Below are 15,294 nucleotides of genomic sequence, written 5' to 3'. Positions count from 1 at the left end.
TGACCCCTTTGGTTCTTAAGTAATAGCTATTCCAAAGTTACCTTCATTGCCATACCTGTGCGTTGCCCGACAACACTAATGAATCGATAGCCCTGAGCAGGATTATTCACACTCACCAGCTCGGTATTATTATCGCTAAAGCCACGTTGATCGTAGTTACTTATTGTCGCCCAAGTTGAGGCTTTATAATAAACATCACCATCACCTGTGCCATGATCGGTTTCAATTGTTAATGTTGAAATACCAGCCGGCACATAGATGAAATAGTATTGAATATCCGCATCACGACTGCCATTAGGTAAACAAATCGTATTACCGCTGGTTAAACTGGACCCGGTTGTTGGCCCCGCCGTTGCGCATGCATTGTCAATTCTCCCCCCTGTCGGGCTTCCAGTTATTGTAACGGTTGCTGCATCTGACGCAATTGCACCTTGATTATCAGTCACAGTTAATGTTGCGGTATAGGTACCTGCTGTTGTGTAGCTATAGCTTGGATTGGCACTTGAGCTAGGTGTACTACCGTCACCAAAATCCCACCTGTAAGAAACGATATTGCCATCTGAGTCAAAGGAGTCAGCACTACTGAAGTTAATTGCTGCATTAGTTACTGCGCTATAAGGGCCGTTAGCTTCTGCGACAGGTGCTGAATTAGATGACCCCGAACCAGTGCGAATATGAATATAACTGGTGTTATTTTGTTCATCCCACTCTGATACTTGATTGGCATTGTCAATGATCACCCCAAGGTAGTAATTGGTATTTGGTTGTAAATTGTTTGGAATGACGATGCTCTTTTTAACCTCGTCTGGCACCCTGCGCGACACAGACACTGTGTCGGTTGTAATTAACGTATCAGTATTTGTAATGGTTGCATTAGTAGAAATATAATAGCCAAGCTGAACATTTTGAGCATGGCTACCGCTGTTTTCTAAAGTCAGCTCCATTTGAACTTGCTGGCCAAGTTCAACGTTATGGCGCATTTCACAGTAATCTCTGGTGCAGCTAGACTCAACTTTAGTTGAACTTAATTCAGTGCCAGTGCTGTCGAGTAATCGATTACGGCCATGTGAACTGTATTCCCCTGATGACCCAGTTCGCCGCCAAGCCGATACCGAAACATCTTGTCGAGTCGAGCTACCATACAGCGTGATTAAACCATTCGCGGCGTCTTCACCTACATATGATCTTAATGAATTTTCTCCGCTCGTATGCACATGCGTGTAATCTGTTCCCATAATATTATAGTAGCGATTTTCATGAGCAAGCCCGAGTGTATGACCTATTTCATGTATCGCGGTGGTTTCGAATAATCGACGTTCTAGACCATAGCCGCGATAAGATGTTTTTTCATCCATCTTGTCATTGTAACCACCGTTAGGAATATTGTTGTGAAAAACAATGTCAGTTTCAACCGTGTTACCACAGCTATTTGTTATGGTATATGCCACAGCGGAAGTCCCTGTACTCCACCAAATTTCACTTTCACCATTATTGGTTCCAACACTGTTATCGTCGTCAGTTCGTACATAAATAGTAAAGTTGGCAGGCGTATCATTCACTCGATTCATTGCTTGTTGAAATGACGTTTTCCATTTTGCAAAAGCGCCTGCAAATCCCGTTGGATTAGCGTTAAAAGTCATACTACTTTGATTCCGCCACTTTTTATTCACGTTACAAGCGGGATCTATTAAAAACTTATGTGCCGAGGCACTGCTACTTACTAGAGTAAGGACAAATGCAGTCGTGAGTCTGGTTTTAAATTTATTACCTTTCATGTGTATTTCTCATAGTTGTTTAATGGCTATAAACGCATGGTTATTGTTGAGTGTAAGGTGAGCTAACAGTCAGTACTGGATTACCCTTATTTCGTTTCACTTGCGCTTCTTCCCATTTGTCATGCCGACTACCATGAGATATGTTTTTCTTTACTAATGCTTCACTTGGAGCAACTAGCTCCACAGGTGCTTTACTTGCTTGTGTTAAGCCTATATATGCTTTAAAAGTGATGTTTTTATCAACGTTTTTTACAGTATTACGTTTAAATGAATCCCCTCTTTGAGATAGCACCTGCTTATCTATATTTCTCAGTTTTGTAATGAAATTACCAATATTTGACGTAGTGTTAGCTTGCCTATTATCTCGATTTTTTAGCCCATTCGCTGACATATAATCAACACTGCCATGCTCATCTACGATCACCGCTTGACCATTGGCCGCTATAACGTTCCCTTGTTCAAGTAAAAAACGCCCTAGTTCACACTGCACAAAATCACAGCCTGTATCAGTGCTTTGCTGCACTAATAATATAGACTGTTCACCGAGTTTAATTTGAGGGGAGTTTGAGGCAGATAAAATATTACCATTTGCAAAGGTACCACCAACAAACTTTAAAGTGATGGTACTTTCAAAATATTGCCCGCTAATCACTTCTTCAATATCATAGGTGACAAAAGTGTAGGGGATGCCTTCTACAGACAGACCTTCAGTTATTTCAGTGGATGTTCCTCTAAAAATAAGCTCAGAATCTGCCACTAAAGTTTCAATTACTTTATTATGTCCATTGTTACTCACAAACGTGCCAGCAAGCGCTGAAGTCGTGGTTATCAGCAACGGTATTATTAGAATACTACATCGGGTTAGATTGACTATGTTCATTATTATCTTCCTTATGTGATGATGAGTCTCGGCAATGCTACCTAACATTTTTCAGTCGTTTTAATGTTCAACATTAAATGCAGAGAGAATTTCCAGTTTGCTTGTAGGCTGAATAGCACCAAGCAACATTAAATATTGTATACAATATTTACTTTTCCAATCTTTAAGTTGCATTTTTTATACGTATTAGTTACAAGTAAGTTAAATTTTGTATTGGCTGTTTTTTGAATACACGCTATGTAAAATAACCTCAGCTCTGGATAAGCGAATTTGCCCAATAAAGCTATTTTTCTCACTCTCGCGTTGCTTTCATTTGTAATAGCCCGCTATGACTGCATAAAAGCGCCTTGATATTGAACAAAATATCATCATTGGATTGTAAGTAATGTAATGAAATGAGATCACGAAAAAATAGCGTAACCAAAACTACTTTTCTCGCCAATGCTATGAATATTGCCGTTTTATTGATGATGGCGGCCACCTTGCAACTTTGGCCATATGGATGGTGCGCTCAAAGAAGCACAGTATGAGGTCATCAGAGATACTGTAAATTTAATTGCGGCGATCTCGTAGCCTCTTCATCAGTATTTTAGCGTTCAATTGTAGTCCTTTGATTTAATTTAATATTTATGAGTTTATTCCTTTTTTATTGACTAGCTGCCTTCCTTTAATTTTCTATCAAAGCAAGTGACGCAGCTTCATGACAGCCTTACTACTGCAATGGCCGCTGCAATTTACCGTTTTTCAATAATGCCTGATACACAGCTTCGAGAGGCTCAGGTATTCCCTCGTGGTATTCTGGTTTTTCTTCCAATAATTTGATGAGTTCCTCTTCAGCACCTTGTTGATCATTATTTCCCAGCTTTATGATGATTTTGGCAAACTCTGGTAATGGTTCACTTAACGCTATACCGTAAAGTGCCGATGAAGCAGGTTTTATGGTCTGCCCTCTATGCTCTGGCACTGCGCGTTCAACGGTCATGCCAGTTACCACAATACTTTCAACTTGTGGCTGATCTGTCATTTCTAATTGAGGCCCACTTGCTGCTATGTTTTGCGTTGTCTCATGTGCAATAACCGGCTCGTCACTGAACACCTTACGCCTTGCTTTATTTATTGTTAATTCAGCTTCATTTACCACGGTATGCGCTTGGGTTATCCCATTGATATCAGCCGATTCAATAGACACGAAAACCGGGTCTTGGTCATACTGCCAAGGTGCCAACACGACCACAGCGACCATCGCTGCTGCTATGCCAGAATACGGCCACCAGCGGTTGGTTTTTGTGTTGACTGGCTTTTCATCTACTTTAACTTCCTGTGCAGCACGTGCCAGAATGACTTCATCTAATTGTCTAGGAGGCAAATCATCAGTATTATGTTGATACAGCTTGATGATGTCGTCATCGTTAAATTGCTTGCTCATATTTCTCGCTCGCCTCCTACTTCTGTGGCTCCCACTTTACGCTGCAAACAGTCTCGCAACTGTGACATAGCATAGCGCAGTCGAGTTTTTACGGTTTCTGGCTTTGCCCCTACAATTTCGCACACTTGACTGGGATCAAACCCTGCTTCATGGCGCAGTAAAAAGGCTTCTCGCTGCTGAGGCATCAACAATTCAACACAGTGTTTGATAGCCTGTTGTAAAAAATCATTATGCACTGAACCTTCTTGCTTACCTTGGTGAAAGGCAAGTATCCCCTCATGTTGTTCATCACTCACGAGCGTTAAATGCTCACCTCTGACGTGGTTTTTTCTGTGTTCATCAATCAATAAGTTGTGTGCAATACGATACAGCCATGTAGTGAACTTGGCTTCAACCGTGTAGTTATTACGGTTGTCTATCACCCTCACCCATACTTCTTGAAACAACTCTTGCGCTTTATTATGCTGCTTAGAGCCTAATTGACGACATATATAACGATACATCGGCCCTTTATGGCGCGCATAAAGCTCAGCAAAGGCAGTGTCATTACCTTTGCCATATTCGAGCATTAACGTTTCATCCATGTTTGCGTGTTGTTGAGCTATTTGTGTCATACATTAAAGGTTAAGCTGAATTAAAGTGCACTGGCAAGTTCAACCAAGTTAACAAACTCTCCGCGATAGTTAAATGGGTCATGGCCTCTGTTCGCTCGTGCGATACGCGCGATGTCGTGATAACCCATACTTCCTAAATATTGACTATGTTTCAACTTTTGTGCAAATGCCGCAACCGATGTTGCAAATTTAAAATCTGAACTTGCGCTATTAAACTCTGGTAACACCTGATTTTTATCCACAACTAAGCTTATTAGCTGACTTTTATCATCACCCGGTAGCTTGTAGCGTATTTTTAGCTGTAATAATTCGTCGTTGCTATTTACCATTTTCAGCTGTTGATAACGTAAGTCGTCAACCTGTCCTTTGTTACCCACTAAGGTAACTTCGTACAGTGCAGTGACCGTATGGCCTGCTCCGATTTCGCCCGCATCGACCTTATCATTATTAAAATCTTCATCTTTAAGTAAGCGATTTTGATAGCCAATCAGGCGATATTCTTTCACTTGTGCCGGATTAAATTCAAGCTGAATTTTTACGTCGTTAGCAATACTTTGTAAGGTGCCACTCATCTGTCTTAATAAGACTTTTTGTGCTTCGTGTAGGGTATCAATGTAAGCATGATTACCATTGCCAATATTGGCCAATTGCTCCATCATCGCATCATTATAATTGCCGCGACCAAACCCAAGGGTAGTCAATGAAATGCCCTGCTGGCGCTGTTCAGCTATTAGCTCCTTTAATGCATCAATACTGGTCATACCAACATTAAAGTCACCATCGGTGGCTAAAATCACTCTATTTACGCCGCCTTTGATAAATGCCTTTTTCGCCTCTTGATACGCCATTTTAATACCACTTTCGCCATAAGTTCCCCCGCCTGCTTTAAGCGCTTTTAATGCATTAACAATTGTTTGCTGTTCTTTGCCTTTAGTTGGACTTAACACCACTTGTACGTTACCCGCGTAGGTTACCAAACTTACCGTATCGCGCGCGGATAACTGCTGTACCATCATGGTTAAGCTTTGTACCAGCAATGGCAATTTATTTTCTTCATGCATTGAGCCCGATACATCCACCAAAAAGACTAAATTTGACGGCTTTCTCTCACTCATAGGTAAGTCATAACCTTGCAGGCCAATGCGCACAATATGACGACCATCACGCCAAGGTGCTGGCGCAATTTCTGTGTAGGTTGCAAAAGGCTGTGATACGTCTTCCGGCACACTGTAGTTATAATCAAAGTAATTTATAAATGCCTCTTCACGCACCGCATCTTTAGGTGGTAATTTACCCATGCTCAAATAACTACGAATATTGGCGTAACTGCCCGAATCAACATCAACAGAAAAAGTCGAAAGTGGGGTAGTGACTGCCTGAAATACCCCATTACTATCGGTGGGTAGATAGGTTTCACGATTCTCAAAGTAAGGTCGATGATCTATTGCTGGTGGGTGCGGTGCGACCCTTCCTCTCATCGAGTGCAGTGCCATTTTATGCACTGGCTGACTCAGCTTCATGTATTCAACTTCAGTGCTGCTTTCTTGCACTGCACCAAGCGCGTTTTCTGCCACCATAACTTTTTTAACGGCTTCAAGATCAGAGGCTCGCTCTTGTTGTGCCTGTTGACTTGCTTTATCTATTTCTTGTTCATGCTTAATTTCTTTATGAGAACACCCCACCATGAGCAGCATGCTAATGGTTAAAGCTATAAAGGTTTTGTTTGTGTTCATAATCAATCTCTTTTTTAGAAGGTTTACAGCTATAAACGAGCGACTATGCATTTGGGGGTGAAATTTAAACCGTTTTTTGTCAATGGGGGCTGAGTCTACACAAACTCCATACAACTCCCTCTACTATAAAATGCAAGTGAAGCACAAAAAAAGACGTGTATATTCATCTAAGGAAGATCAACCCACTAAAGTAATCGGCCGTCTTTTTGCCAAAGGTAAGTTTGCAGCTTAAGCATGACAGACCTAAAAATAAATTAAATATAAGCGGCGCTGACTCAGTGCCGCTTATATTGTGCGTTTGTTAAATTAAGTTTTTAATGGTTATTCATTGTGTGTTTCACTATTTGAAAATTGATATTCCTTTACTGGTTGTGTGCCAAGTAAGTGCTCTACAAAATAATCCCAGCGCTTTCTAATAAAATAATCACTATTATTTAAAAAATGATCTTGATTTGGATAAATCATCAAATCAAAGTCTTTGTTTGCTTTGATCAACTGATTCACTAATTGCATCGTTGCAGCAGGGTTAACATTTTCATCTAATTCGCCATGTGCAAGGAGTAACTTACCTTTTAATTTGGCAACACTTTGTGGGTTTAGGTTTGTTTGTTGATCCCAGTGTTCAGCAACAGGGTAACCTAACCATGTTTCATTCCAGCCTGTTTTATCCACTCTAAAGTCATGATTGCCTGAAGCGGCAACCCCCACTTTAAAAAAGTCAGCGTGTCTAAACATGGCCTGAGCTGTATCATAACCACCGGCCGAAAAACCAAATATCCCGACTCTATTTACATCTAAATATGCATGTTGCTTAGCGAGTGCTTTGATTGCGTAAACATGATCATCTACGCCAGCGGCTAGATTTTGATAAGCAGCTAAGTGAAAGTTACGATCTCGCTTACTGGTACCTCTGCCATCCATTTTTATGACAATAAAACCTAATTCCGCTAAAGATTGTGCATGCTGATAATATGTCCAAAACGATTTAGGCGTAAAGAAACCATGAGGGCCGGTATACGTTGCATCAATGATAGGGTAACGTTTATTGGCATCAAAATTACTTGGTTTATACATTAAGCCATAGAGTTGAGTTTGTTGATCATCAGCGAGTATTTTAAAGGCTTGGGGTGCACGCCAGCCTGAAGCGAGCAATTCACTGATATCAGGCGAGCCTATGGAAGCGACGACTTTGCCATCTATGGTACTACGTACCGTATTGTTAGGAACTGTTTTATGGTCAGAGGCAATATCAACAAAATAATTAAAGTCTGGAGAAAGTCGCGTACTGTGCTCTAGTGGCTCAGGTGTTAATAACGTTTGTTCAGATCCATCTAACTGTACTTTGTATAAATGCCGTAAATACGGATCTCTATCTTTAAATTCACCTGAGGCTTCAAAATATAAAGTGCGCGACTCTTCATCTATACCTCTATTAATACGAACGTAACAATCACATTGCGTGATTTTATTTTTTAGTCGACCATTGCTAAGGTCATACAAGTAATACTGTTGCTTACCTGAGCGTTGACTACTCCAGATCACCTCGTTTGAATTTGGTAATATCTGTACATGTTGTGCCCAAGGGTCTATAAATTGTGCGGATTTTTCTTCAACGATTAATCTTACTTGCTGATTGTCAGGGTTATATTCATGTAGACTAATGCGTTTTTTCGCTCTCGCTTGATCCATGAAATAAAAGCGATTGTTATCTTCCCACCATCCCCAAATCGGTCCACCATAATAGGTTTGCTGTAGTTTAGGCGTATCAACTAAAGTGGCTTTTTTAGTCGCAATATCAATTGAGTAAATATCACCTAATGGGACATGTTTATCACCCGCCAATGGATAATAATAGCTATAGAGTTTGGGTCTTAATCCTTGCTCATGGCTAGATTGCACTAAATGTAGCTTGCCAACTTGTCTGCGATCTAATCTATGTGTGATAACAGTGCGGCTGTCTGGCGCCCAAAATACACTAAGTTGCTGCTTTACATTGCTAGCATCTTTATTGATGTACTGTTTTGGGTTCATATTGTGCACAGCATAAGGGTAACCTTCGCTGCCATCAAAAGTTAACTGGGTTACTTTATTTGTTTCATGTTCAGTTAAATACAAGTTCCATTGTTTTACCTTTAAAGAATATAAACCGTTTGGTGAACTGTATTCAGGTTGCGTAGGGCTTACTTGTGCAGCAAGTTTATTACACTGACTCATTTTTAAGTCGCATTGATATTCGTGGTTCTGATTGATTAGCTTTAAACGACCATTGCTTAAATCTAGCGCTTGTATCTCTATTGAAAAAGGTTGGTTTGGATCATGGTTAATACTGGCTTTGAGTTTTTCATGATCAAATAATGGGGCAACCAAAGCAGAAGCCGGCTGTACTTTAACGTAATTTTTATTTCCTGATTTATCTTCTTCGCTGTACCAAAAATCACTTGTTTGATTGATCCACTGTGGTTCAACAGCTAAATTACGCACTTTAGTTGCTACATTTTTAGGTAAAAACTTTTCAGCCCTTTTATAATCTGCCTGAGTTACCATTACAGCTTGATTCTTTGTCGTTATTGAACAAGCAGTTAACGATAGGCAAGTTATCAATAACCCCACTTTTTTAAACATTTTTATCTCCACTTCATATTCTTTATTCTCCCCACTATAATTGATTGCATAAAGTATACAATTTATTTGTTATTTCCTTGATTGGAGAGCACAAGGTCACAGGGTCAGGTCTTGCATTGTGCAACCCTTACAAGGTCACAGGGTCAGGTCTTGCATTGTGCAACCCTTACTACAACACCAACAAACAACCCCTTCCATCACGCCTTAACATAAGCTATTGACGAGCTCGCAAGCGAGATTGTGTATCGACAAGCCCCTCCTCATTAAACATAAAATTATGCTTAATTAATTTGCAGGTAACTGTTGAGACCCAGAAAGTCATAACACGAGTTGTTTATGGATCCTGACCTTCGTCAGGAAGACGGCACTAAAGCTGACAACTCTCCCCCTTTGGTTTCTATGATAGGAATTGAACTTCTTTCGTTGAAAATAGCTTTCATTCATATAAAGTTATATATTTTTTAACAACTCTGAGCCCTTTTGGTTTAGACAACTCTGACTTTTTTGCTTTAGTCGTAGCTTGCTATTTTGACATGAGGCTCATTTTCACCCCCTTGTTGGTTAGTAGCTCGAGTACGAAGCGTTATTCCATACAAAAAATTGACACCCTATGAGGTATTCACGCCAAGTATCGGTAGCCAATCATTTTTTATGCTCTACTTTCAATACCTAGGCACATCACATAAACACGTTTATTAATTTGGTTTGAAAAATGCATAGTGATTTAAAATTCACTTAAGTATGCAAACCAAAATGAATAACAGCGAAAATACAGTGTATGTGTTGAGCGGGTACGCGCAATGTTCGACCACAAAAAACGACAAGTACACACTCGGTAATAAACACTCTATCGGCCTATTAACAACCGATGAAAATTACCAAGATAACATCAAACAGCTTAAAACTTTTATTAAAGGTTTAGGGTGGGAGTCCATTACGTTTTGCATGGTTGAAAAGGTCGACGATATAAACACCTTATCAAATGACGTTTTAATCTCTAGTTTTATTCGCGCCAAGGAAAACGGTCAATCTTTAGTGGTGAATGATCACCCTATCACGGTACATTAAACAGCATGAGCTTATAAAACAGACAGTAAGCCCGTTTGTTTTAAAAACTCAATCCGCGTAGTTTCGTACCTGCCAATGGGGCCTATGTTGCTGATAACCATACAACCTGTTGACTTTCTTCCATCGTCGCGAGGTGCTAGTAAAGCACGTATGCTAGCTAGTACTTCAACTTACTGAGATCAACAGCATCATTATTTAATAAGGGATCAACGACGCTGATCCCTTTGATTCTGACTCTTTAATTTGAGGTGCAATTTTATTTCAGGATAAGAATCGCTAACCCTGAGTTAAACGTTAAAAACCTAACGTAAACGCGGGTATACCTCTGGGATCACGACTTCATTTAGCGCTATCATTTGATAGTAAGCCTCTATTTCCTCTTCAGTAAAATCCCCTAACTGTATTTCGACATACATCTCATAACCATGCGACTTTTGCGCGCTTGGCACCGCCCCCAATTGATAGATATAATCTAAATAGTGTATTGGGTCTACATCAGATCCCAATAATGCGTCTTCTAGAATGACAGGGGTAATATCTGCTTCAATTAACTTATAGACCGCATCATACAAACCTAACTGAGAAACCACGCCTGAGATAACCGCTTGCGTCTTGCCTGCGGCTTTTATATCTGCAATCACAGGGTCAATTGTTTTATAGCTCACAACATTGGCATTTTTGCGATATTTAGATGTGTAAGCCTTACCCTTTTTGTTCACATGAAAACTCGGCATATAGCTAAATAAAAACTGCTGTTCTAGCCCTAAAAATGTAAACCTAGGCGCTGTTGCCGGTTTATTATCATGTTCGGCCTTAGCCAAACTTGTGTCATCCATATTAAAATTTATCATCGCAATTTTATGACGGTCGCCTTGATAAAGCTCATCTCGCGTGCCAACGGCATAGCGCGGGCTATAAATCAATTTGTCCTTGGCTTCCATCGATTCAATAATTTCACTGGCCTTTGCCAACTTAACGCCTGCTTGCTGTAAACGTTTGAAAGTGGGTCGTTCATAAATTTCAGTAGAAAAGGTCGCGTCACTCGCCAAATATACATCAAAGCCCATTTTCTTGAGCCCTAAAACGGTTTGCATAACGCACACATCGGTTTCTGCCCCCGCAACAACCACTCGAGAGACCCCAGCATCAGACCACGCCTTCATTGCTGCATGTATGTCAGCTTCTAATGTTGAATTAAACGTTTGTTTAAAGTAGCTTTGGGTGTTTTCATCAAGTGCTTGCTCAATACGCGTTATATAAGGCGTATAATCTAAACCCAAATCGGTTTCGAACGCTTCGTAAGTAATGGTTGTTGGCATATTTAATTCATTAGCTTTTTGCGCCAATTGTGCAATACGGTCAATGCTAGAATGCAATTGAGGATCGACATTTTGTGCTGGTATTTCATATTGCGGATAGAAAACCTTGACCCAAAAGTCATCGCTATCCATGACATATCCTTGCTGAGCATCAATAATGAGCAACCCCGTATTTTCGGCACTCAAATGAACCTGTTCACTCTTTTTCGTTTCTGACGCAAATTGTAACCTGTCATCAATGTTACACGCAGACAGTCCAAACGCCAATGACAACACTAATAGAGACTTTTTCATAAATCACCTGTTTAATTATCCTTATTTCAAAGTAAATACATGACCAAATTTCAAACAATTAACGATAGTCAAACGTTTGGTTAACAAAGTCAAGCGAGGATAGTTCAAGCAGTTTTTGTCTGTAATTGACCATAAAAGAATGCAATTAAAAGAGGGTAATCAGGGGCAGGTCTTACCTCGTGCTATCGCCCGATGAGCCATTTGATGTTCACGCTCCAAGACATAACAATAATACAGCGCCCATCCAACTGAACTTTTAGCCCCGTCAGTTGCGATTGTTGTCCAACGTGTACTGCTTCAGTATGGTTAGCATATTGCTTGGAATGACGGCTTTTTGCCCTGTGTTCATATTAAACATCACCACACTCGCATACCCGGTTGTGCATATTGCTTGCTGTGATTCACTAAACGCCTCGTAGCGCATAGTAAAGCGGTCTGCTTTGATGTCAGTAATATATGAACCAATATGCAACGTATCAGGAAAAGTCACTGGCCGTTTGTATTGCGCGTAAGTATCACGCAGAACTGGGCTATGGCTGGGTTCTGATAATATAGACAGTAAGCCCGTTTGTTTTAAAAAATCAATTCGCGCGGTTTCAAAATAGCGAAAATACGACACATTATTCACATGCCCTAACGCATCCATTTCTCCCCACACCACATTCACTTTTGTATTAATTGCGAACTTTTCGAAAAACTCCTGCATGACGCTGCCTCAAAATTATGATTATTTATTTTGAGAGTAACAACTCATCGTACCAGCAACAAGGGTAATACGATCCCTAAATGAAAAAAAGATAGCTTACCAGCATCAAAGGGGTCAGAGTGGCCAGCATCAAAGGGGTCAGAGTGGCCAGCATCAAAGGGGTCAGAGTGGCTGATTTTTCTCTTTTGACTTTAAGAACGCTCCTGATTTTCTATCTCCTCCTTTTGGCAATGGTGATGACCTCCTACCCGAAATTTCCTCAACTTGTTGTTTAAATTTATCATTGCCAAGTACCCACATTTTATCTGTGGCTGTTTTTATTTCCTCAAGCGTATATGGCGGAATGTCTCTTTCAAATAATGAGCGATATTGCGCTTGTCTCTGCTCTGGGCGAGTACCTAACTGCGCATATAAGTCATGTTCAGTAATAAGCTCGATGACCTTCCCTACAGCATTATGCTGATAGCTAGACCAAGTATACTCAGCAGGGTGCTGAACCATACCTGCTCTCACTGGGTTTAGTTCAATATAACGACTCACCACTAAAAAGTAGTTATCACTATCAACCAATGTGGATTTGAAGCGCCCCTCCCAGAGCGTACCTGTGCGTTTATAAGCTTGGTTGAAATACCTTACGTAATAACGCCCAAGCGACTGCATAAGCTTGCTTAAGCCATCTGATGAAGTGGGTGTAGCTAATAAATGTACATGATTAGTCATCAGTACATATGCATGAACTTTAACCTCGTACTCTTTGGCGTAGTACTTTAGCTTTTCTAAATAAACAACATAGTCATCTGCTTCAACAAAAGTCACTTGCCGATTGTTACCGCGTTGAACAATATGCTGCGGGATATTGGGAAGATTTAATCGAGGGAGGCGTGCCATAACTTAAACTAGTCCATTAGTTTTTCATTACATCAGTGTAGCCCATCAAACACAAGTGAAGCCTAAATCAACGACTCTGACCCCATTGGTTTTTGGACCCCATTGGTTTTTGTGGTTTTTGTGGTTTTTGGGTTTTTGGGTTTTTGACGACTCTGACCCCATTGGTTTTTGTGGGTTTTTGGGTTTTTGTAATAATTGGCATCAAGGTGAATCTTAAAAAGGGCAGAAGCAACCTTTTTTGGTTGCTTAGTCAATCTCTCTTAGTTATGAAATGTGAGCCCCCACATAAGAACGCGACCATTTGTTGTCAAATCTTCAGTCCCTGTCGCTGAAACTCTTACTTTTCGTGTTGTTACTTCCTGAGGGAGTGAGAAAGCTTGCTTTTGCCAGTGCCTGCTTTGTGTTATCGGAGAGAAATTAAAACTACCGGCGTTGATCCACTCACCATTAGACCAAATATCAATGTCAAATGTTGTTAGGCGAGTTTTTTGTCCATTGTTGAACGAACCTAACCTGAAGTTCTGTAACGTGAACTCTTTAACAAAAGTGAGCTCAAAAGACATTGGAAACTGTAAACCACCATTGTCTGATTGAACATAAATTCCTTTCTTATAATCCACTTGCTCAAAAGGCAATGGGTCTAACCCATATCTATTATTCAAAAAATCTGAATTTATAGCATTGTAGGTATCATAAACCCCACCCGAAAAAGTGTCATCTGCACTAAATTTCATCACATCAGAGGCTGTTGGCAACTCATTAGATGCAGCCGTACCTCGCAAATTGAAGTCGCCTCGTTCACCGTTTTCACCAAACCAGACTCCCGTCCAATTATTACTATGGACGCTTCCTGAAAACCATTTTAGCTCTCCGTTGTCATCCAATTTAAAAAAGAATCGACGTTCGCTGCCAGAGCCAGCATGCAAATCATTTAGCTGCTCAATATTACCAACAATAACGTCATTGCTCTGTGACGTCCCCGACAAAACAGCACCTCGCTGTAACAATTTGATATCCATAGTTTGAGCTTGCTCGACCACACCGTTCAGTGTTTGATCATACTCAATAAGATGGGCTTCCGGTGTTACACTGAAAGCGCAGAATGAAGACCCTAGAGTCATCGCTAATGCAAGATTTTTCATAGTCTGTCCTTTTAACATTTAGATTGCTTAAGACTGTTACTGTGCTGTATTCACTGATAGAAAAATAAGCGAGTATTATAATAATAACTGCTCTCCCAGTGCTAGTTAGATTCCACTTCATTTTTAAAGTTGTAGCATGCACCGGTAAATAGAAAACATTACTTTAAAAACAAAGGGGTAACAAGAATTTTTAATAGAAAAAACTATATCAATAGGACCAAAGTTAATGATCATGCATCTATTAAACCTGGTCCTATTACTCATCAAGCTTTTCCCTATATCCTGTAGATTTCCTGTCACCTCCACGAGGTAATGGCGTATATTGAAGTAACGAACATAATAACGCCCCAAAGACTGCATCAATTTACTTACCCCTCCAGCAGTTGTTGGCGTCACAAGTAAGTGAACATGGTTCGTCATCAATACATACGCATGCACTTTAACGGCATAGTCATTTGCATAGTGTTTTAGCTTATCTAAATAAACTGTATAGTCGCTGTTTTCAACAAAGATTACTTGGCAATTATTGGCCGCGCTGAATAACATGTTGTGGGATATTCGGTAGATTTAGTCGAGATAATCTCGCCATTTCACCACTAGTCCTTTAGTGTTTTGATGTTTAATTATAGCTTAGTAAATCTAAAAAAATCGACGACTCTGACCCCTTTGGTTGTAACCTCTTTGGTTACAGCTAATACAACTTAAATTCACACTTGCCCCCCTTGTGTGTCAATTTAAGCTTGCGACAAACTGTGTCAATTTCTACTTGAACATCACATAAAGCAAGCTACAGTTAATTCTGTGCACACTGATGTGCCACTTAATCT

12 protein-coding genes are annotated in these 15,294 nt (G+C 40.2%); 1 reads left to right on the top strand and 11 read right to left on the bottom strand.

Translation table 11 applies throughout. The features are described 5' to 3' along the window. Positions 1–26: 26 nt before the first annotated feature. From J8L98_RS25040 to J8L98_RS07410, 6 genes are all read right to left on the bottom strand, one after another. On the bottom strand, positions 27–1,775 hold the full coding sequence (locus J8L98_RS25040; RefSeq protein ID WP_210995904.1) for a PKD domain-containing protein: 1,749 nt from the start codon (positions 1,773–1,775) through the stop codon (positions 27–29). A 40-nt stretch (positions 1,776–1,815) separates the two neighbouring features. After that, the gene (locus J8L98_RS07430; RefSeq protein ID WP_210995903.1) at positions 1,816–2,655 is read right to left on the bottom strand and encodes a hypothetical protein; all 840 of its coding nucleotides are present in this window, start codon (positions 2,653–2,655) and stop codon (positions 1,816–1,818) included. Between the two features lie 712 nt (positions 2,656–3,367). After that, positions 3,368–4,081, bottom strand: a complete 714-nt coding sequence (locus J8L98_RS07425) for a hypothetical protein (protein ID WP_210995902.1) — start codon at positions 4,079–4,081, stop codon at positions 3,368–3,370. Beyond that, positions 4,078–4,695 carry a sigma-70 family RNA polymerase sigma factor gene (locus J8L98_RS07420; protein WP_210995901.1) on the bottom strand — a complete coding sequence of 206 codons (618 nt, stop codon included), beginning with the start codon at positions 4,693–4,695 and terminating at the stop codon, positions 4,078–4,080. The genes J8L98_RS07425 and J8L98_RS07420 overlap by 4 nt, the downstream gene beginning before the upstream one ends. 20 nt (positions 4,696–4,715) lie before the next feature. Next, complete coding sequence (locus J8L98_RS07415) at positions 4,716–6,428, bottom strand: VWA domain-containing protein (RefSeq protein ID WP_210995900.1); 1,713 nt, start codon at positions 6,426–6,428, stop codon at positions 4,716–4,718. Between the two features lie 321 nt (positions 6,429–6,749). Then, entirely contained in the window at positions 6,750–9,050 is a 2,301-nt protein-coding gene (locus tag J8L98_RS07410; RefSeq protein WP_210995899.1) for a DPP IV N-terminal domain-containing protein, read from the bottom strand. Positions 9,051–9,803: 753 nt separating this feature from the next. On the opposite strand from J8L98_RS07410, the gene J8L98_RS07405 reads away from it, so the two are divergent. Then, entirely contained in the window at positions 9,804–10,118 is a 315-nt protein-coding gene (locus J8L98_RS07405) for a hypothetical protein (protein WP_210995898.1), read from the top strand. A 302-nt stretch (positions 10,119–10,420) separates the two neighbouring features. Here the strand turns inward: J8L98_RS07405 and J8L98_RS07400 are convergent, their stop codons facing one another. From J8L98_RS07400 to J8L98_RS24815, 5 genes are all read right to left on the bottom strand, one after another. Continuing rightward, positions 10,421–11,731 (bottom strand): isochorismatase family protein, encoded by a 1,311-nt coding sequence (locus J8L98_RS07400; RefSeq protein WP_210995897.1) that lies wholly within the window; start codon positions 11,729–11,731, stop codon positions 10,421–10,423. Between the two features lie 265 nt (positions 11,732–11,996). After that, entirely contained in the window at positions 11,997–12,437 is a 441-nt protein-coding gene (locus J8L98_RS07395) for a thioesterase family protein (protein ID WP_210995896.1), read from the bottom strand. Positions 12,438–12,599: 162 nt separating this feature from the next. Continuing rightward, the gene (locus tag J8L98_RS07390) at positions 12,600–13,325 is read right to left on the bottom strand and encodes a transposase (RefSeq protein ID WP_210995895.1); all 726 of its coding nucleotides are present in this window, start codon (positions 13,323–13,325) and stop codon (positions 12,600–12,602) included. A 260-nt stretch (positions 13,326–13,585) separates the two neighbouring features. Next, a complete protein-coding gene (locus J8L98_RS07385) occupies positions 13,586–14,467 on the bottom strand; it encodes a hypothetical protein (RefSeq protein ID WP_210995894.1) in 882 nt (293 codons plus the stop codon). A 123-nt stretch (positions 14,468–14,590) separates the two neighbouring features. Further along, complete coding sequence (locus J8L98_RS24815; protein WP_247682465.1) at positions 14,591–15,013, bottom strand: transposase; 423 nt, start codon at positions 15,011–15,013, stop codon at positions 14,591–14,593. Positions 15,014–15,294: the final 281 nt, after the last annotated feature.

The sequence above is a fragment of the Pseudoalteromonas sp. MMG013 genome, from assembly GCF_018100885.1.
In the GTDB taxonomy this organism is placed as follows: Bacteria; Pseudomonadota; Gammaproteobacteria; order Enterobacterales; family Alteromonadaceae; genus Pseudoalteromonas; species Pseudoalteromonas aurantia.
Note: the sequence above shows the minus strand (reverse complement) of the source record. Positions and strands in the feature narration are given on the sequence as shown.